This window comes from uncultured Sphingomonas sp. (assembly GCF_964237155.1).
Classification (GTDB): Bacteria; Pseudomonadota; Alphaproteobacteria; order Sphingomonadales; family Sphingomonadaceae; genus Sphingomonas.
This window is the reverse complement of sequence record NZ_CAXSHH010000050.1, coordinates 1-17,342: the sequence shown is the minus strand read 5'-3', so window position 1 is coordinate 17,342 and position 17,342 is coordinate 1. Positions and strand designations below refer to the sequence as shown.

General features: G+C 68.7%; 17 protein-coding genes. 11 read left to right on the top strand and 6 right to left on the bottom strand.

Going from position 1 to position 17,342, the window contains the following annotated elements; genetic code table 11:
* Positions 1 to 153 precede the first annotated feature (153 nt).
* Together ACFE71_RS11105 and ACFE71_RS11100 are read right to left on the bottom strand one after the other, a co-directional pair.
* Positions 154 to 627 (bottom strand): type II toxin-antitoxin system VapC family toxin, encoded by a 474-nt coding sequence (locus tag ACFE71_RS11105; RefSeq protein ID WP_375428854.1) that lies wholly within the window; start codon positions 625 to 627, stop codon positions 154 to 156.
* Complete coding sequence (locus ACFE71_RS11100) at positions 627 to 890, bottom strand: hypothetical protein (protein WP_375428853.1); 264 nt, start codon at positions 888 to 890, stop codon at positions 627 to 629. Before ACFE71_RS11100 ends, ACFE71_RS11105 begins: the two co-directional genes overlap by 1 nt.
* A 155-nt stretch (positions 891 to 1,045) precedes the next feature.
* Between ACFE71_RS11100 and topA the strand changes: the two genes are divergently transcribed.
* Positions 1,046 to 3,622 carry a type I DNA topoisomerase gene (gene topA / locus ACFE71_RS11095; RefSeq protein ID WP_375428852.1) on the top strand — a complete coding sequence of 859 codons (2,577 nt, stop codon included), beginning with the start codon at positions 1,046 to 1,048 and terminating at the stop codon, positions 3,620 to 3,622.
* On the opposite strand, the gene ACFE71_RS11090 is transcribed toward topA, so the two are convergent.
* Complete coding sequence (locus ACFE71_RS11090; protein WP_375428851.1) at positions 3,619 to 3,921, bottom strand: hypothetical protein; 303 nt, start codon at positions 3,919 to 3,921, stop codon at positions 3,619 to 3,621. The two genes, topA and ACFE71_RS11090, sit on opposite strands and share 4 nt — an antisense overlap.
* An 83-nt stretch (positions 3,922 to 4,004) precedes the next feature.
* Positions 4,005 to 4,841, bottom strand: a complete 837-nt coding sequence (gene panC, locus ACFE71_RS11085) for a pantoate--beta-alanine ligase (RefSeq protein WP_375428850.1) — start codon at positions 4,839 to 4,841, stop codon at positions 4,005 to 4,007.
* 75 nt (positions 4,842 to 4,916) lie between these two features.
* On the opposite strand from panC, the gene ACFE71_RS11080 reads away from it, so the two are divergent.
* The 7 genes from ACFE71_RS11080 (at position 4,917) to ACFE71_RS11050 (ending at position 10,344) form a co-directional block, all read left to right on the top strand.
* The gene (locus ACFE71_RS11080) at positions 4,917 to 5,759 is read left to right on the top strand and encodes a division plane positioning ATPase MipZ (RefSeq protein WP_375428849.1); all 843 of its coding nucleotides are present in this window, start codon (positions 4,917 to 4,919) and stop codon (positions 5,757 to 5,759) included.
* On the top strand, positions 5,756 to 6,016 hold the full coding sequence (locus tag ACFE71_RS11075; RefSeq protein ID WP_375428848.1) for a J domain-containing protein: 261 nt from the start codon (positions 5,756 to 5,758) through the stop codon (positions 6,014 to 6,016). The genes ACFE71_RS11080 and ACFE71_RS11075 overlap by 4 nt, the downstream gene beginning before the upstream one ends.
* A 119-nt stretch (positions 6,017 to 6,135) precedes the next feature.
* Positions 6,136 to 7,029: an ATP-binding protein gene (locus ACFE71_RS11070; RefSeq protein ID WP_375428847.1), complete on the top strand. Its 894-nt coding sequence runs from the start codon at positions 6,136 to 6,138 to the stop codon at positions 7,027 to 7,029.
* The gene (locus ACFE71_RS11065) at positions 7,023 to 7,316 is read left to right on the top strand and encodes an STAS-like domain-containing protein (protein ID WP_375428846.1); all 294 of its coding nucleotides are present in this window, start codon (positions 7,023 to 7,025) and stop codon (positions 7,314 to 7,316) included. Before ACFE71_RS11070 ends, ACFE71_RS11065 begins: the two co-directional genes overlap by 7 nt.
* 342 nt (positions 7,317 to 7,658) lie before the next feature.
* On the top strand, positions 7,659 to 9,029 hold the full coding sequence (gene pgmG / locus ACFE71_RS11060; RefSeq protein WP_375428845.1) for a phosphoglucomutase/phosphomannomutase PgmG: 1,371 nt from the start codon (positions 7,659 to 7,661) through the stop codon (positions 9,027 to 9,029).
* A gap of 32 nt (positions 9,030 to 9,061) precedes the next feature.
* The gene (locus ACFE71_RS11055; protein WP_375428844.1) at positions 9,062 to 9,529 is read left to right on the top strand and encodes a PH domain-containing protein; all 468 of its coding nucleotides are present in this window, start codon (positions 9,062 to 9,064) and stop codon (positions 9,527 to 9,529) included.
* Between the two features lie 50 nt (positions 9,530 to 9,579).
* Positions 9,580 to 10,344, top strand: a complete 765-nt coding sequence (locus ACFE71_RS11050) for a 3'-5' exonuclease (protein ID WP_375428843.1) — start codon at positions 9,580 to 9,582, stop codon at positions 10,342 to 10,344.
* Between the two features lie 37 nt (positions 10,345 to 10,381).
* Here ACFE71_RS11050 and ACFE71_RS11045 read toward each other — a convergent pair whose 3' ends face one another.
* Positions 10,382 to 12,790 carry a TonB-dependent receptor gene (locus tag ACFE71_RS11045; protein WP_375428842.1) on the bottom strand — a complete coding sequence of 803 codons (2,409 nt, stop codon included), beginning with the start codon at positions 12,788 to 12,790 and terminating at the stop codon, positions 10,382 to 10,384.
* 155 nt (positions 12,791 to 12,945) lie between these two features.
* Here ACFE71_RS11045 and ACFE71_RS11040 point away from each other — a divergent pair, with 155 nt between their 5' ends.
* A complete protein-coding gene (locus tag ACFE71_RS11040; RefSeq protein WP_375428841.1) occupies positions 12,946 to 14,592 on the top strand; it encodes an alkaline phosphatase D family protein in 1,647 nt (548 codons plus the stop codon).
* Here ACFE71_RS11040 and ACFE71_RS11035 read toward each other — a convergent pair.
* Positions 14,589 to 15,233 (bottom strand): TetR/AcrR family transcriptional regulator, encoded by a 645-nt coding sequence (locus ACFE71_RS11035; protein ID WP_375428840.1) that lies wholly within the window; start codon positions 15,231 to 15,233, stop codon positions 14,589 to 14,591. The genes ACFE71_RS11040 and ACFE71_RS11035 overlap by 4 nt on opposite strands.
* Before the next feature lie 101 nt (positions 15,234 to 15,334).
* On the opposite strand from ACFE71_RS11035, the gene ACFE71_RS11030 reads away from it, so the two are divergent.
* Positions 15,335 to 16,531: an efflux RND transporter periplasmic adaptor subunit gene (locus tag ACFE71_RS11030; RefSeq protein ID WP_375428839.1), complete on the top strand. Its 1,197-nt coding sequence runs from the start codon at positions 15,335 to 15,337 to the stop codon at positions 16,529 to 16,531.
* A gap of 6 nt (positions 16,532 to 16,537) precedes the next feature.
* The coding region (locus ACFE71_RS11025) for an efflux RND transporter permease subunit (RefSeq protein ID WP_375428838.1) at positions 16,538 to 17,342 on the top strand (805 nt) is incomplete at its 3' end.

Genomic DNA, 17,342 nt, shown 5'->3' with positions numbered 1-17,342 from the left:
TGGCGCTCGCCACCGCGCTCGCGTTCTGGCTGTGAACGAGTCTGGAGCCTAGGCGGACGATATTCGCTGCTCATGATCCGTAATGTCCATATCCGGGCCAATCGTCCGCAATCGCCGGGATGCGGACTATCACGGGATCCTGCCCCACGCCCGTCACCCCACCGCTTCGCCCGCACGTCGCGTCAGATGCTCCTCCGGCGTCTCCACCGCCATGCCCGGGAACAGCGACCGGAGATGGCCCGTGTTCCAGGTCACGATCACCCGCGCCCCCGCGAGCACCGCCGCCTGCCCGATCAGATGGTCGTAGAGCCGCGCGCCGATCCCGCCCGCCGCCGCATGGAGCCGTAGCCCGTCGAGCGTCTGCGACGGAGTCAGCCCGACCAGCCGAGTCACGGCAACGATGCTGCTGAGCGCCGCCCAAGCGTCGTCGGGAGACCGTTGGAATTGTCCGCGAGCACCGCGCCGGGTCAACGTGTTGAACGCTTCGGTATATGAGTGCGCCGCCACCGCTAGCTGGTCCGACCAAATAGCGGTCACGAGCGCGAGCGACGATGCATGCCGCTCATGGTCCTCGGCGACCGCCGCGACCAGGACGTTGCTGTCGAGAAGCGCTTCGGGCGACCGCATCAGCAGCGCTCGTTGCGTATTTCGTCGAGCGTCTCCTCCACGTCGGCTACCGTGACCGGCCTACCGCTTGCAGGCATGACCAGTATCCGCCCGCGCCGCACCAGTCCGGCGGGCGGCGCGCCCTCGACGGGCGGCGCATAGGCGCGCAGCGCCTCCTCGACGACCTGGGTCGCTGTCATGCCCGTCTGCCGCGCCAGCGCCGTCACGCGGTCGCGCGCGAAGCGGGACCGGATGTTGAGCTGAGCTTCGTTCGTCCTGGCCATGATCCTTCTCCCCGCCGGATATTAGCCGCTTGCCCCGCCCGAGTCTAGCCGGTCGGCTTCAAGGGCTAGCCTCTCCGCTCGGCAACCGGCGCTTGACCTAGCCCGTTCCACCCCGCCACCCTCGCACGCACACGTAAGGACACCGGATACCCTCCATGCAGCTCGTCATCGTCGAATCGCCCGCCAAGGCGAAAACCATCGAGAAGTATCTCGGCAGCGATTTCCGTGTGCTCGCCTCCTACGGCCACGTCCGCGACCTGCCCCCGCGCGACGGATCGGTGAACCCCGACGACGGCTTCGCGATGGAATGGGAGAATTACGCCGACAAGGCCAAGCAGCTCCGCGCCATCGCCGACGAGGCCAAAAAGGCCGACCGCCTGATCCTCGCGACCGACCCGGACCGCGAGGGCGAGGCGATCTCGTGGCATGTCCAGGAGGTGCTGCGGAATCGCAAGGCGCTCCCCAAGGACGTCCAGCGCGTCACCTTCAACGCGATCACCAAACAGGCCGTCACCGACGCGATGAAGCGCCCGCGCGAGCTCGATCACGACCTGATCGACGCCTACCGAGCCCGCCGCGCCCTCGATTATCTCGTCGGCTTCACCCTCTCCCCGGTCCTATGGCGCAAGCTGCCGGGGGCCAAGTCGGCGGGCCGAGTCCAGTCCGTCTCCCTACGCCTCATCGTCGAGCGCGAACGCGAGATCGAGGCCTTCCGCGCGCAGGAATACTGGTCCGTCACCGCCAGCCTCGAGCATGACGGCACCCCCTTCACCGCCCGCCTGACGCAGTGGGACGGCCGCAAGCTCGACCGCCTCTCGATCGGCAACGAAGGCGACGCGCTCCGCGCCAAGGCGGACGTCGAGGCCGGTCGCTTCTCGGTCCAGTCGGTCGAGACCAAGCCCGCGACGCGCAACCCGCCCCCGCCCTTCACTACCTCGACGCTCCAGCAGGAGGCCGCGCGCAAGCTGGGCTTCTCCGCCGACCACACGATGCGGATCGCGCAGCAGCTCTATGAGGACGGCTCGATTACCTACATGCGGACCGACGGCGTCCAGATGGACGGCTCGGCGATCAGCGCCGCGCGCCTGGCGGTCGCGAACCGCTACGACGCGGGCTACGTCCCCGACAAACCGCGCCAATACACCGCCAAGGCCAAGAACGCGCAGGAAGCCCACGAGGCGATACGCCCCACCGACTTCGCCCGCGACAAGCTAGGCTCCGGCGACCACGCCCGCCTCTACGATCTCGTCTGGAAGCGCGCGCTCGCGTCGCAGATGGCGAGCGCGCGCCTGGAGCGCACCACCGTCGAACTCGCGGAAGGCACCGGCCGCCACCTCCTCCGCGCGACCGGCCAAGTCGTCCTCTTCCCCGGCTACCTCGCGCTCTACGAGGAGGGTTCGGACGACGCCCAAGACGAGGACAGCCGCCGCCTGCCCCGGATGCGCGAGGGCGACGCTCCCGCGAAGAAGGCGGTGAACGCCGAACAGCACTTCACCCAGCCCCCGCCCCGCTTCTCCGAAGCGTCTTTGGTCAAGCGCATGGAGGAGCTCGGCATCGGCCGCCCCTCCACCTACGCCTCGATCATCAAGACGCTGAAGGACCGCGCCTACGTCCGGATCGAGAAGAACCGCTTCTTCGCCGAGGAGAGCGGCCGCCTCGTCACCGCCTTCCTCGAACGCTTCTTCGAGAAGTATGTCGGCTACGACTTCACCGCCGGGCTCGAGGACGAGCTCGACGAGGTGTCGGGCGGCCGCGCCCAGTGGCAGGCGGTGCTCGACGCCTTCTGGCGCGACTTCAAGCCGCTCACCACCGACGTCATGGACCAGAAGCCGAGCGAGGTGACCGCCGCGCTCGACCTGTTCCTCGCGCCCTACCTGTTCCCCGAGCTCGCCGACGGCGGCGACCCTCGCCTGTGCCCCAATTGCGGCGAGGGGCAGCTCGCGCTTCGCGGCGGCAAGTTCGGCGCGTTCATCGCCTGCTCGAACTATCCCGACTGCAAATACACCCGCCGCTTCGCGCAAGGCGGCGAAGGCGCGGAGGGCGCGGACACCGGCCCCTCGACGCTCGGCGTCGACCCCGCGACGGAGCTTCCCGTCGAGCGCAAGTCCGGGCGGTTCGGCCCCTACCTACAGCTCGGCGAAGGCGCCGCGCGCAAGCTCGCCTCCATCCCCAAGGACATCGGCGAACTCGACCTGGAGATGGCGCTGAAACTGCTGAGCCTACCCCGCACGGTCGGCAAGCACCCCGAGACCGGCGAGGACATCACCGCCGCGATCGGCCGTTACGGCGCGTACCTCAAGCACGCGGGCAAGTACGCCCGTCTCGGGTCCACCGCCGAAGTGTTCGAGGCCGGCATGAACGCCGCCGTCGTCAAGCTCGCCGAAGCCGCCGCCGGGGGCGGCCGCCCCGGCCGAGGCGCCGCGCGCGAACCGCTCAAGGTTCTGGGCGCGCACCCCCGCACCGAGCTGGAGCTCAAGCTGATGGAGGGCCGCTACGGCGCCTACGTCACCGACGGCGCCACCAACGCGACCCTGCCCAAATCGGTCGACCAGAACGCGCTGACGCTGGAGGAGGCCGCCCAACTCATCGACGACCGCGCGGCCGCCGCGCCGCCGTCCAAAGGCAAGCGCAAAGCCGCGCCGAAGAAGGCCGCGCCGAAGAAGGCGGATGCGAAGAAGGCACCGGCCAAGAAGCCTGTGGCCAAGAAAGCGCCGGCGAAGAAGAAGGCCTAAGCCGCTCTCGCCACGCCCCGGCTCACGCCAAGCCACGCGCGCGCCTGGCGTTGCGCCTCGGCGATCTCGCGCGCGGTCATGTCCTCGGCGACCTCCCCGCGCGCGTCCTGCGCCGCGCCCAGGCCCGACACCGCCGCCAGGTTGAACCATTTATGCGCCTCGATCAGGTTCACGGCCATGCCGTTCGTCCCCGTCGAATATGTCACGCCCAGATCGTATAGCGCGTCCACGTTCCCCCGCGCCGCGTCGCGCATCCGGCTTTCCATCACGAAATTCGCGGTCTTCACACTGCTGCCCATCTCAAACCCCCCATCGATCGATTCGATCACGTGAGTCGCAGTTTGCCGTTCGAGTCCTCCCCAACTGGTTAACGCGGTTAGGGTTACCCCACCGGCAGATTGTCGATCAGCCGCGTTCCCCCGATCCGCGCCGCCGCCAGCAACCGTCGCGGCCGCCCCGCCGCCGGCTCCCCGAGCATCCCCGCATCGACCAGCTTCACATAATCGACCACGAACCCCGCACGCTCCAACGCACGCCGAGCCTCGCCCAGCGCCGCCGCCGCGTCACCGCCATCCCCGATCGCCCGCGCCGCCGCCTCCAGCGCGCGCGGCAACGCCACCGCCCGCCCCCGCTCGTCCGCATTCAGATAGCCGTTGCGCGACGACAGCGCCAACCCATCCGCCTCGCGCACCGTCGGCACGCCCGACACCTCCACCCCCAGATTCAGGTCGACCGCCATCCGCCGCACCACCGCCAGCTGCTGCCAGTCCTTCTCCCCGAAATAGGCGACGTCCGGCCGCACCTGCGCGAACAGCTTGGCGACCACCGTCGCGACCCCGTCGAAATGCCCCGGCCGCGCCGCCCCGTCGAGCACGTTCGTCAGCCCGCCTCCCACCGTCACGCCCGTCGCGAACCCGCCCGGGTACATGATCTCGACCGACGGCGCCCAGAGCAGGTCGCACCCCGCCGCCTCCAGCATCGCCGCGTCCTCCGCCTCCCGCCGCGGATAGCGCGCCAGATCCTCGCCCGGCCCGAACTGCCTGGGGTTCACGAAGATCGATGCCACCACCCGCACGCCCGCCCCGCGCGCCGCGTCGATCAGCGCCATGTGCCCCGCATGCAGCGCGCCCATCGTCGGCACCAGCGCCACCCGCGCGCCCTGCGCTCGGAACCCAGCCAGGACGGCGCGCAAGGCGTCCAGCGTACGAACGGTCAGCATACATAAAACCCTCGTTACCGGCCCGCCCGAGCCTTATGGAGCAGCCAAGCCCCAAGCAACCAAGGACACCGCCGCATGGCGACCGCTCCCGCTCCCCCCACCCCGCACGTCATCGTCTTCGCCAACGAGAAAGGCGGCACCGGCAAGTCGACCACCGCCGTCCATGTCGCGATCGCGCTGGCCGCGAAGGGCGCGCGCGTCGCCTGCCTCGATCTCGACCACCGTCAGCGCACCGTCGGCCGCTATCTCGATAACCGCGCCGCCACCGTGAAGCGCACCGGCGCCGACCTGCCCATGCCCGTCCACGCCACGCACGACGGCCACACCGACAGCGTGTTCGAGGATCTGTGGCACTCCTTGTCCGAAGGGGCAGACTTCCTCGTCGTCGACACGCCGGGCCGCGACGACCCCTTCGCGCGCCTCGCCGCCTCGCTCGCCTCGACGCTCGTGACGCCGATGAACGACAGCTTCGTCGACTTCGACCTGATCGGCCAGGTCGACCCCGAAACCTTCAAGGTCACCCGGCCCTCCTTCTACGCCGAGCTGATCTGGGACGCCCGCAAGCAGCGCGCGCGCGCCGACGGCGCCACCATCGACTGGGTCGTGCTCCGCAACCGCCTCCAGCATATCGAGGCGCGCAACATGCGCCGCGTGTCCGACGCGCTCGGCCAGCTGTCGAAGCGCGTCGGCTTCCGCATCATCCCGGGCCTCGGCGAGCGCGTGGTCTACCGCGAGCTCTTCCCCGCGGGGCTGACGATGATCGACGCCAAGATGTTCGGTTCGATGGGCCTGTCCCACGTCGCCGCCCGCCAGGAACTGCGCGAGATGATGGCGGCTTTGCAGCTCCCCGAAGCGGGCGCCGCGCACCCCGCGCTCGCCCCGATACCGACCCCCATGCCCACGGAAGCCGCCGCGTGAAGTACCTCCTCCTGGCCGTCGTCCTATGGGCGATCTGGCGCTTCCTCCTCCGCCGCCCCAAGCGCAGCACGCTGGTGGACCGAAACGAAGCGAAAGCGAGAGCGGTCCTGGGCGTAGCCCCCGACGCCGACGCCGAAACCATCCGCGCCGCCCACCGCCGCCTGGTAGCCGGCGTCCACCCCGACCGCGGCGGCTCGGCGGAGCTGGCGCGGCGGGTGAACGCGGCCAGGGACCTGCTGCTGGGGCGGATGGAGTAGCGGGCGTGAACAGGGGCGACCAGCTTCGAGGATGTGCGATCGGCACCGACCGGACACGCTCATTCCCGCAACACTAGACGCAGGTTGTGCGTCACCCGGCGCTGACGTAGGCTGCATGCATGACGACCACCGTCAATCTGCCGAGCAATTTTAATTACGGATCTATGTACGCCTTCACTGCGGCCATCGTGAGTGCGAACGGCGTTCCGCGAGACCGCGAGTTCACTTTCGACTTCGGACGGCTTCAATTTATTGATGGATCGGGACTGACCGTTTTCTGCAACACGCTGGAGTGGCTCTATAGTCATGACGTCAAGGTTACTTTCCAGAACCATGTGGACGTAAGTAGCGACTCAATAAGGTACCTCGATGATTGCGGCTTCTTTGAGCGGCATCTCGGCCGAAAGCTTCGAACGTCCGCCTCCGTGCGCGGAACGACGTTGCCTTTCATGCGCGTCGCTCATGCCGATGCGCATGGCTGGCTTGAGTACGACTTCACTCCCTGGATGTCCGGGGTGTTCGGCGTTCCGCACGGGGCGCTCGCCAGCGTCCGGACCTGCGTCAAGGAGGTCTTTAACAACATTATCGATCATTCGACCCAGAATATCGGCTTCGTCCACGTCCAGCATTATCCGAAGATAAACCGGGTGAGGGTTACCGTATCCGATTTCGGCAAGGGCATCCCGTCCAACATCAAAACGAGTTTTCCGGCACTCGATGACGGGGCGGCGATCTTGGAAGCGACCAAGCCCGGCTTCACCACCAAGAGCACTCCGCGCAACATGGGCGTTGGACTGGATTTCCTGATCGAGAGCGTCACTGGCAATAAGGGAAGCGTTAGCATATATTCGTTTAAGGGCGCGGTGACTTGCCATCGAAACGCGTCCGGCGTGATGCAGCGCCATTCCTCGCTTGGGAACGGCAGCTATCCCGGTACGTTGGTGGAATTGTCGTTGCCGACGGATTGCTTTGTTGGAGATGACGTGGAAGAAGAGGAGGAGATGTCATGGTGATCACCGTCCTAGACCACGTGCCCCATTGCTACACGCCGCAGGATGGAACGGTAATCCTTGCTCTGCTCCGGCCTGCCTTCGCGCGCGGCCAGCGTATCACGTTATCATTCAGCGGTGTGTCGGACGTGCCTTCCTCGTTCATCAACGCGTCGCTCGTGCCGTTTGTGCAGGCCTACGGTGCGGATTGGGTGAAGGCGCATCTTGTCTTGACCGGAGTGACCAGGCAGGTTGCGGATATGGTTCGCCGCTGTTTTGCAAACGCGGAGCGCATCCTAGAGGCTGCCTAGCCGGTCGCTTCGGAGATGGGTCGGCTTTTGAGCCGATGTAGGACGATCCTCGCTCTTGGGCACTCGATATCCGCTTTTTCTTGTTTTAGTTCATATCAGATGTTTGTTCCGATACCGTCGGCCCGTAATGGTCTTGGACGAATAGCGGCGATTGCGGTCGGGGCCGATATGGGCGAGTGAAGGTGTCCATAACGGTTCGTTCGGCGCGATGGCTAGCTCTTATCGGTTTGCCTTTGGAAAGGATGAGCTTGCGGCCGCGCGCGATGAGCGCCCCTGTTTCGAGGAATTCTGCATAGCCCCTCGACCGGTTGTTGATCATAGGGCCGTACCGACCGTCGCCCCATGACCCACCGCTTCCACCCCTCCGTCCTCCGCGAATACGACATCCGCGGCCCTGTCGGACCCCTGCTCGGCCCCACCGACGCCCACGCCGTCGGGCGGAGCTTCGCCACGCGCGTCCGTCGCGTCGGGGGCTCCCGCGTCGCGGTCGGGCGTGACGGTCGGCTCTCCTCGCCCGAGCTGGAGGCGGCGTTGGTCGCGGGGCTCGTCGCGGGCGGCGTGGACGTGGTGCGGATTGGCGTCGGGCCCACGCCAATGCTCTACTTCGCGGAGGCGACGCTCGGGGTCGATGGCGGCGTCCATGTCACGGGGAGCCACAACCCCATCGGCCATAACGGCTTCAAGCTGATGCTCCGCCACCGCTCCTTCTTCGGCGACGACGTCCAGGATCTCGCGCGGCTCGCGGCGGCGGGGGACTGGACGGAGGGGGCGGGCGTCACCTCCGAGGTCGATATCCTGGGCGACTATGTCGCGCGCCTGCTCGAGACCCAGCCCGCCACCGCGCGCGTCGGGTGGGACACGGGCAACGGCGCGGCCGGGCCGGTGATCGAGGCGCTTACCGCCCGCCTCCCCGGCGAGCACCATCTGCTCCACACCGCCGTCGACGGCCGCTTCCCCAACCACCATCCCGACCCGAGCGTGGAGGCGAACCTCGCCGACCTGAAGGCGCTGGTGCTCGCCAAGGGCCTTGATTGCGGCTTCGCCTTCGACGGGGACGGCGACCGGATCGGCGCGGTCGACGGGCTGGGCCGCGCGGTACGCGCCGACCTGCTGCTCGCCCTCCTGGCCGAACCCGTGCTCCGCGACCTGCCGGGCAGCACGATCATCGCCGACGTGAAGTCGAGCGCCGCCCTGTTCGACCGCGTCCGCGAGCTCGGCGGTCGCCCGCTCATGTGGAAATCCGGCCACAGCTCGATCAAGTCCCGGATGCTCCATGAGGGCGCGCCGATCGCGGGCGAGCTGTCGGGCCATATCTTCTTCGCGCACCGCTGGTACGGCTTCGACGACGCGCAATACGCCGCCGTCCGCCTGCTTGAGCTATTGGCGGAGTCGGGCCGATCGCTCGCCGACCTGGCCGACGCGCTCCCCCGCTATCACGCGAGCCCCGAGCTCCGCTTTCCCATCGACCCCGCGCGCCGCCTGGCCGTCGTGGACGAGGTACTCGCCCGCCTTACTACACGCGGGGCGACGGTCGATCCGGTCGACGGCGCGCGCGTCACGACCCCCGACGGCTGGTGGCTGCTCCGCGCCTCCAACACCGAGTCGCTCCTGACCGTCCGCGCCGAGGCTCGCGACGAAGCCGGCCTCGCCCGCCTCCTCGCCGAGATCGACGCCGAGCTCGTGGCCAGCGGCGTCGCACGTCCGGCCGATTGACAGCGCAGCCGCCCGGCCTACCCTCCTTGGCGATGGACTACCCCACCGAGCGCCCCGTCGACAGCTTCCGCTCGTCAACCGCGCGCTGGCTGTTCGGCAGCTTCTTAGGCTGGGCGACCCTGCTCCTGTGCCTCGCCGGGGTCGGCTTCCTGATCCTGGGCGTCCGCTGGCTCCAAAACCTGGGCAGCCTGTACGAGATCACCGACCAGCGCCTGATCGTCCGCCGCGGCATCCTCATCAAGACGATCGACGAGATCGAGCTCTACCGCGTCAAGGACGTCCGCCTCGAATACTCGCTCCTCAACCAAATGACCGACATCGGCACCATCGCGCTCACCTCGTCCGACCCCTCGACCGGCGGCGGCAGCTTCGTGCTCCGCGATGTCCCGATGGCCCGCGACCGCCGCGAGGGCCTGCGCGGCCTCGTCGAGCGCGCCCGCATCCGCCGCGGCGTCCGCGAACTCGACATGGGCGTGGGCGACTCGCCCGCGCTCTCCTGAGCCCGCCCACGCCGCTGGATAAACGCCGCCTAACGTCCCATCTCACCGTCATGCCTCCCGCTCCCCAGCCGCAGCTCGTCCGCGTCATCGACCTCGAAACCACCGGCAACGCCCCGCCCGCCCACGCGGTGATTGAGATCGGCTGGCAGGACGTGGCGCTGGGCGTCGATGGCCGCTGGGAGCTGCATGGCGAGGGCGGGCGTACCTTCGTCAACCCGAACCGCCCGATCCCGCCCGTCACCCAGGCGATCCACCACATCCTCGACGAGGAGGTCGCGGACGCCCCGCAATGGATCGACGTCGCCCGCCAGGCGCTCGACCCCTGGCCCCGTCGCGTCGCGCTCGCCGCCCACCGGTCCAATTTCGAGGAGCAATATTGCACGGCCTCCTTCACCCGGAACGCCGACTGGATCTGCACCTGGAAATGCGCGCTCCGCCTCTGGCCCGACAGCCCGAGCTTCTCGAACCAGGTGCTCCGCTATTGGCGCAAGCCCGCCGGCCTCGACCATCGGCGCGGCCTGCCCATCCACCGCGCCTATCCCGACGCCTACGTCACCGCTCACCATCTGCGCGACCAGTTGAACGAGGCGAGCGTCGCGCAACTCCTCGCCTGGTCCGCCGAGCCCGGGCTGCTCCCCCGCGTCCGCTACGGCCCCGACCGCGGCAAGGACTGGCGCGAGATCACCGACGACAGCCTGGCGAGCTTCCTCTCCGACCGCGATGTCGATATTCGTTTCACAGCCGAAACGGAACTGGCCCGCCGCCGCGGCGGCGGCCATGTCGGTCGCGCCTCCGCCCAGGAACTGCTGCTCTAGACCACCGCCGCATAGGTCAGGTTCTTCTGGATCGCCCCTAGAACTTAAGTCCCGCCTCGACCCCGTAGAAGCGCGGCTCGCCCGCGATGTAGGTCGGCACCCCGAACCCGCCCCCGGTGTTGCCCGCATCGATCAGGTAGCGCTTGTCCGTCAGGTTGCGCGCGAACCCGCCCAACCGCCAGCGCCCCTCGGGTCCCTCTACCCCCGCCCTCAGATTGACGAGCGTGTACCCGCCCTCGCTGATCGCCTCGCGGTTGGGCAGCTCGAAGAACACGCCCGATCGGTATGTCACCGTCGGCGTCGCGTAGAAGGTGAACCCGCCCACCGGCAGCCGCAGCGTCGCGCCTGCCGCCGCGGTCGTCTTGGGCTGCAGCCGGAACCGGTTGCCCGCGAACACGCCGTTCTCCGCATCCTCCCCGATCCCGCCATCCAGGTACGCGAAGTTCCCGAATACCGAAAAGACGGGCGAGAAGGCGTAGGTCGCTTCCAGCTCGACACCGATATTGTTCGCCGATCCAGCGCTGACCGTTTGCGCCGGCACGGTCGGCAACGTGACCTGGAACCCGTCATAGGTTTGGTAGAAGACCGACGCCGTCCCCGTCAGTCCCCCGACGCCCGCCTTGATCCCGCCCTCGTAGTTCCAGACCGTCTCGTCGGGCACGTCCTGAAAATTCGGCACCGCGCCGCCCGTCGGCGTCCGCGTAGCGGCCAGCTGCACCACGGGCGATCGCCGCCCCTTGCTGATCGTGCCATACAGATTGATCCCGTCCGCCACCCGGAACAGCACGTTGAAGCGCGGCAGCACCGCCGCGAACGACCGCTTGGCCGTGAACCGCTGTCCCAGCGTGTTGGCCGTCCCGAGCAGGCTCGTCCGAATCCCGAGCGCGGCGAGCAGGATCGAGTCCGGCTGGAACGAGCTGTATTGCGACTTCCGATCCTCGATCAGCACGCGCGCGCCCGCCGTCAGCTCGATCGCGGGCGTGGGAATCCACGTCCCGTCGGCGAAGACGGAATAGGTGTCGTTGTTGCCGAAGTTGGTGAACTCGGACGCATAGGGCACCTGACGACGCGCGCCCCCGCTCAGGGCCGCGCTCGCCCGCGTCGCCGCCGGCACGGTGCCGTCCGGCCGGACGCAGGCGGGTCCCGTCGGGATGCCCGCCGCGTTCAGGTTGGCCCGGATCGGCGCAAGGAGCGGTAGGACCGAACAGGCGATGTACGTCCCCTCCTCCGTCGAGAAGGGCACGCGCTGCAGCCCGTTCTCCAGGAACACGTTGCCCCCGAACGTCGCGCGATAGCCCCCCGCCGGCCCTTCCCCGTCGAAGTTGAACCGCGACTCATGGCTCCACTGGTCGCCCCGCGCGTCCTCCGCGAACTCCAGATACCAGGCCGGCCCGCCGTCGGCGTCGAACGTCTCCAACGCGTCGAACTTGCGGTACCCGTTGATCGTCGTGAAGGTCACGCCCTCGGCCAGGTCGATGCTGATCGCCAGGTTCGCGTCGTACACATCGCGGTCCAGCCCCAGCTTGCGCTTGCCCAGCACTTGCGCGGAGAAGGGCGAACCCGACAGCTCGGCGATCCCGAAATCGCCCGTCTGCCCGCCCGTCGGCGCGAAGGCGCGGCTCTTGAACGCGGTGCCCGGATTGCGCTGCCCGTCATAGGTGAGCACCAGGTCGGCCGTCACCGCGTCGCTCGGCCGCCAGCGGATCGATCCGCGTACGCCGCGCTGGTCCTGCCCGTTCAGATCGTCCTGATCGATCAGCCCGCCATTCTGGTTCGGCCGGTCCGGATCGCCCGCGATGTTGCGGACGTACCCGTCGCGATATTTGTACGCGAAGGCGAGGCGCGCGGCGAGCGTGTCGTTGCCGGCGTTCAGATACCCTGACACCTGTGTCCGCTCGAAATTCCCGTACGAACCCGCGACCTCCGCCGACAGCCCGGGCCGCGGCCGCGCCGACACGATCCCGATCGCGCCCACCGCCGCCGCCGTACCGAACAAGGTCGCCTGCGGTCCCTTGACCACTTCGACGCGCTCCAGGTCGTACAGGTCCTGATACGCCCCGCGCGACCGGCTGATGTCGACGCCGTTGTAATAGAGCGTGATGCGCGGCCCCTGCTGCGCGGAGCCACTGTCCGACGTGATGCCGCGGATCACGAAGCCTGGGTTGTTCGCGCTCTGCTCCTGCACCTGAAGGCCGGGCACGAAGGCGGCGATCTCGTCGAGCTCGGACACGCCAATATCCGCCAGCCGCGCACCCGTCAGCGCGGTGACGGTGATGGGCACGTCCTCGATCCGCTGCTCCAGCCGCTGCGCCGTGACAATCACCTCATCGGCGGCCGTATCCGCGCCCTCGTCGCCACGCGGCTGGACATTGGCCTGCGCGAGCGCGCCCGACGAACAGCCGAGCGCCAGCGCGGCGAGCGCGCCGCGAATGTGAAAACGCGTCATTGGACCGATCCCCCTTGGTACGGTCGGGGCGGTAGGAGCGGCGCATGACGCGCGCGGGACATCGCGATGACGGGGACGTGACGTTCGCCGTCGCACCGGCGTAACAATGACGGTGCCAGATAGAGGCGACCCCATCCGCACGACCGGGAAACACCATGACACTCAACCGCCGCCAAGCCCTCGCCACCCTCGGATCCGGGGCCGCGCTCGCCGCCCCTGCATTCGGAAGCGCGCAGGGAGGCTTCGCGCTTTTCCACCACGGCGTGGCCAGTGGCGATCCGGCTTCCGATGGCGCGGTGCTCTGGACCCGGGCAACCCCGCCGGAAATGAACGCGCCGGATATACCGCTACGCTGGCACGTCGCGACCGATTCGGAAGGCAAACCCGTGAAGTCGGGTCGCATCGACGCCCGCAACGCTCGCGACTTCACGGCCAAGGTAGAGGTGACCGGACTTAAGCCCGGTCGCGATTACTGGTTCTGGTTCGAAACCGAACGCAGCCAGCGCTCCCCCACCGGCCGCTTCCGCACGCTCCCCGTCGGCCATACGCCCGACGTGGTCATGGCGGTGGTGTCGTGCCAGCTTTATCCCGGCGGCCTGTTCAACGCCTATCAGGCGATCGCCGACCTCCCTCGCCTCGACGCGGTCGTGCATCTTGGCGACTACATCTACGAATATGGTGCGGAAGGCTACGGCGCGGAGATTGGCCGCAAGATCGGCCGCCTTCCCGAGCCTCCGCACGAGATCGTGACGCTCGCCGACTACCGCGCCCGCCACGCCCAGACCAAGCGCGACGCGGACATGCAGGCCGCCCACGCCCGCGCCGCATTCATCTGCGTCTGGGACGATCACGAGGTCGCCAACGACAGCTGGATCGGCGGCGCGCAAAATCACCAGCCCGAGACGGAAGGCGACTGGCCCAAGCGCAAGGCCGCGGCGATGCAGGCCTATTTCGAATGGATGCCGATCCGCGATCCGAAGCCGGGCCGCCCATGGGAAGCGATCAACCGCTCGTTCGATTTCGGCGACCTCGCCACGCTCGCGATGGTCGAGACTCGCCTCCTCGCCCGCTCCAAGCAGGTCGCCGCCAAGGGCGAGACCCCCGAGCCCAGCGAATACGCCGCGCTCCTCGCCGAACGCGCGAGGCCCGAACGCGAGCTGCTCGGTCCCGGTCAGCAGCGCTGGCTCGAAACCACGCTCCGCCGCTCCAAGCGCCGGGGAAAGCCGTGGCAGGTGCTCGGCAACCAGATCGTCATGGCGCGCGTCGCCGGCCCCGACCTGGAGCGGCAGATGGGCGCGGACCGCTACAAGGCGTTCATCGCCAAGCTTCCGCCCGCCTACGCCGCCCGCATCCCCGCCGCGGTCGCGTCGTACAAGGCTGGTATCCCGTTCAACATGGACAGCTGGGACGGCTACCCGCCCGCGCGCGAACGGCTCTATGCCGGCTTCCAGCGCGCCGGCGTCAACCCCATCGTGCTGTCGGGCGACAGCCACGCCGCCTGGGCCAACGACCTCCATGACGGGACAGGCAAGCTGGTCGCCGCCGAGTTCGGCACCACCGCGATCACCAGCCCCTCCTACGGCGACCTGATTCCCGGCATCGGAGCGATGATCGCCGACGCGAACCCGGAGGTCGCCTTTTGCGACCAGAAGGGCAAGGGCTACCTCGTCCTCACGCTCACCCCGACCCAGGCGATCGGCGATTTCCGCGCGGTGTCCACCATCCTCGCAAAGCCGTTCACCACCGGCACGGTCGCACGGTACGCGAGCCGCCCCGGCCGGCCGCTCGAACGCCTGTCCTAGGTACCGGGACCGAAGGCGGCGGCCTGCGGTCGGAGCGCATCCACCTCCCGGTCGATCAACGATCGGAGCGCCCCGGCGAGCGTGGGCATGTCCAGCGTCGGTCGGATCAGTCGGTGATGAAGCAACCCGATCGACAAGGTCATGATCGTGTCCGCCAGCGTGGCGTGGCCGGCGGCCGCCTCCTCGCCCGGGGCTAGAATGGTCAGCGCCGCGAGCAGGTTGGCGCGGAACCTGTCCTGCAACCCGACGAAGATCGCCGCGACCCGTTCGTTGCGCGACGCCTCGGCCATTATTTCGGCGAACAGCCGGTCGCCGTCGCGGTCCTCGTCCGGATCGACGAAATGCCGAAGCCAGGCGCGCACCGCGTTCGAATCGCCGCCCGCGATCGCCGCGTCCAGCGTCCCCACATCCATGAATCGCCCGCAATCCTCCTCGACCAGGGCCGCGACGATTTCTTCCTTGGCGGAAAAATCGCGATAGATTTGGCCGACCGCGATCCCGGACTCGCGCGCGATCTGGGCGATCCCGGTGGCGTGGAAACCATTCTGGATGAACAGCATGCGCGCCGTCTCGATCAGCTTGCGCCGCCTCAGGCCGGCCCTGCTCGACCGTTCACCGCAGCATTTGTCGAGCCAGACCATTTTTCCATCCAATCGACTTCGCTTGACGGCGCTCCCTGCTTCGCAGTAGCGGCATTTGTGAGTGAACGCTCACTCACACAGACTGGCTATCGGAATCCGGCATGACATTCAAGCGACCCGGCTGGGATCTCGGCATCGCGGCGCTCCTGCTCACGCTCGCTGCTTGCGGCCGGGGCGACGGGGAAGCCCAAGGCAAGGGCGCCCCCGGGCCCATGCCCGTCGGCGTCGTGACCCTGCGCGAGGAGCCGGTGACTCTCACCGTCGAGCTTCCCGGCCGCACGACCGCCTTCGAGACGTCGGAGGTCCGCCCGCAGGTGAACGGCCTCGTCCGCGCCCGGCTGTTCACCGAGGGCGATTACGTCCGCCAGGGCCAGGCGCTCTACCGCATCGACGCCGCCCCCTACGAGGCGCAGGTCGCGAGCGCGCGCGCCGCGCTGTCCCGCGCCCGCGCGGGTATCGCATCGAGCGCGGCGCTGGCGCGGCGCTACGGCGAACTCGTCGGGATCAACGCCATCGCGCGCCAGGAATACGAGAATGCCCAGACCGCCTCCAACCAGGCCGGGGCCGACGTCGCGGCCCAGTCGGCCGCGCTGCGATCGGCGCAGATCGACCTCGCGCGCACCACCATCACCGCGCCCATCTCCGGCCGGATCGGGCGGTCGACCTTCACCACCGGCGCGCTTGTCAGCGCGGCGCAGGCGGAACCGCTCGCGACGATCCAGCGGCTCGATCCCGTCTATGTCGACATCCAGCAGGCCAGCACCGACCTGCTCCGCCTGCGCGAACAGATCGTCGCGGGCGGCCTGACGCGCGGCGGCGCGGGCGGCGCGCGTGTACGGCTCCGGCTGGAGACGGGCTCGCTCTACCCGCGCGAGGGCGTGCTCCGCTTCGCCGACGTGACGGTCGACCCGGCCACCGGCTCGCAGACGATCCGCGCCACCTTCGGCAATCCCAATGGGCTGTTGCTCCCCGGCATGTTCGTCCGCGCCGAACTGGTCGAGGGCGTGCAGGGCCGCGCCATCCTGGTGCCCCAGCGCGCGGTCACCCGCAACGAGCGCGGCCAGCCGACCGTCATGGTCGTCGGTCGCGGCGACCTGGCTGAGCTCCGCCCCATCCAGGCCAGCCGCACGGTGGGCGCGAACTGGCTCGTCACCGGCGGGGTCCGCCCCGGCGACCGCGTCATCGTCGAGGGCGCGATGATGCTGCGCCCCGGCATGCCCGTCCGACCGCGTCCCTGGACCGACCGGCCCGCCGCCCGCCCCGCCGTCGTCGGCGCCCCCGCGGCGCAAGCGAAGTAACCCGCCGTGGCCCGCTATTTCATCGACCGCCCGATCTTCGCCTGGGTGCTCGCGATCATCCTGATGCTCGCCGGCGCGCTCGCGATCCGCTCGCTGCCGATCGCGCAGTTCCCGGCGATTGCCCCACCGGCGGTCGCGATCACCGCCACCTATCCGGGCGCCGACGCCGAGACGCTAGCGACCACCACGACGCAGATCATCGAGCAACAGCTCAAGGGCATCGACAACCTCCGCTACTTCTCGTCGTCCTCCAGCTCGTCGGGACAGCTGACGATCACCGTCACCTTCGAACAGGGCACCGACCCCGACATCGCCCAGGTGCAGGTCCAGAACAAGCTCCAGGCCGCGACTCCGCTCCTGCCGCAGGAGGTCCAGCAGCAGGGCATCCAGGTCACCAAGGCGTCGGCCAACTTCCTGGTCATCGTCGGGCTCTATTCGGCCGATGGCAGCCACGACGGCACCGACCTGGCCGATTACGTCGCTTCCCGGCTTCAGGACCCGCTCAGCCGCGTCGACGGCGTCGGCAACGTCCAGCTGTTCGGCGCGCAATACGCCATGCGCATCTGGGTCGATCCGGTGAAGCTCAACAGCTTCCAGCTCGCCATGACGGACATCTCGGTCGCGGTCCTGGCGCAGAACGCGCAGGTGTCGGCCGGCCAGCTCGGCGCTCAGCCCGCTCCCGCCGAACAGATGCTCAACGCCACCGTGTCGGTCCAGTCGCGCCTCCAGACGCCCGAACAATTCGGCGCGATCCGCCTGAAAGCCGCCGCCGACGGCTCGATCGTCCGCCTGCGCGATGTCGCGCGCGTGG

Bases quoted from the DNA above. Each gene is read 5' to 3' on its own strand.
- ACFE71_RS11105 (WP_375428854.1), bottom strand. From the start codon at position 627: ATGCGGTCGCCCGAAGCGCTTCTCGACAGCAACGTCCTGGTCGCGGCG.
- ACFE71_RS11100 (WP_375428853.1), bottom strand. From the start codon at position 890: ATGGCCAGGACGAACGAAGCTCAGCTCAACATCCGGTCCCGCTTCGCG.
- topA (WP_375428852.1), top strand. From the start codon at position 1,046: ATGCAGCTCGTCATCGTCGAATCGCCCGCCAAGGCGAAAACCATCGAG.
- ACFE71_RS11090 (WP_375428851.1), bottom strand. From the start codon at position 3,921: ATGGGCAGCAGTGTGAAGACCGCGAATTTCGTGATGGAAAGCCGGATG.
- panC (WP_375428850.1), bottom strand. From the start codon at position 4,841: ATGCTGACCGTTCGTACGCTGGACGCCTTGCGCGCCGTCCTGGCTGGG.
- ACFE71_RS11080 (WP_375428849.1), top strand. From the start codon at position 4,917: ATGGCGACCGCTCCCGCTCCCCCCACCCCGCACGTCATCGTCTTCGCC.
- ACFE71_RS11070 (WP_375428847.1), top strand. From the start codon at position 6,136: ATGACGACCACCGTCAATCTGCCGAGCAATTTTAATTACGGATCTATG.
- ACFE71_RS11065 (WP_375428846.1), top strand. From the start codon at position 7,023: ATGGTGATCACCGTCCTAGACCACGTGCCCCATTGCTACACGCCGCAG.
- pgmG (WP_375428845.1), top strand. From the start codon at position 7,659: ATGACCCACCGCTTCCACCCCTCCGTCCTCCGCGAATACGACATCCGC.
- ACFE71_RS11055 (WP_375428844.1), top strand. From the start codon at position 9,062: ATGGACTACCCCACCGAGCGCCCCGTCGACAGCTTCCGCTCGTCAACC.
- ACFE71_RS11050 (WP_375428843.1), top strand. From the start codon at position 9,580: ATGCCTCCCGCTCCCCAGCCGCAGCTCGTCCGCGTCATCGACCTCGAA.
- ACFE71_RS11045 (WP_375428842.1), bottom strand. From the start codon at position 12,790: ATGACGCGTTTTCACATTCGCGGCGCGCTCGCCGCGCTGGCGCTCGGC.
- ACFE71_RS11040 (WP_375428841.1), top strand. From the start codon at position 12,946: ATGACACTCAACCGCCGCCAAGCCCTCGCCACCCTCGGATCCGGGGCC.
- ACFE71_RS11035 (WP_375428840.1), bottom strand. From the start codon at position 15,233: ATGGTCTGGCTCGACAAATGCTGCGGTGAACGGTCGAGCAGGGCCGGC.
- ACFE71_RS11030 (WP_375428839.1), top strand. From the start codon at position 15,335: ATGACATTCAAGCGACCCGGCTGGGATCTCGGCATCGCGGCGCTCCTG.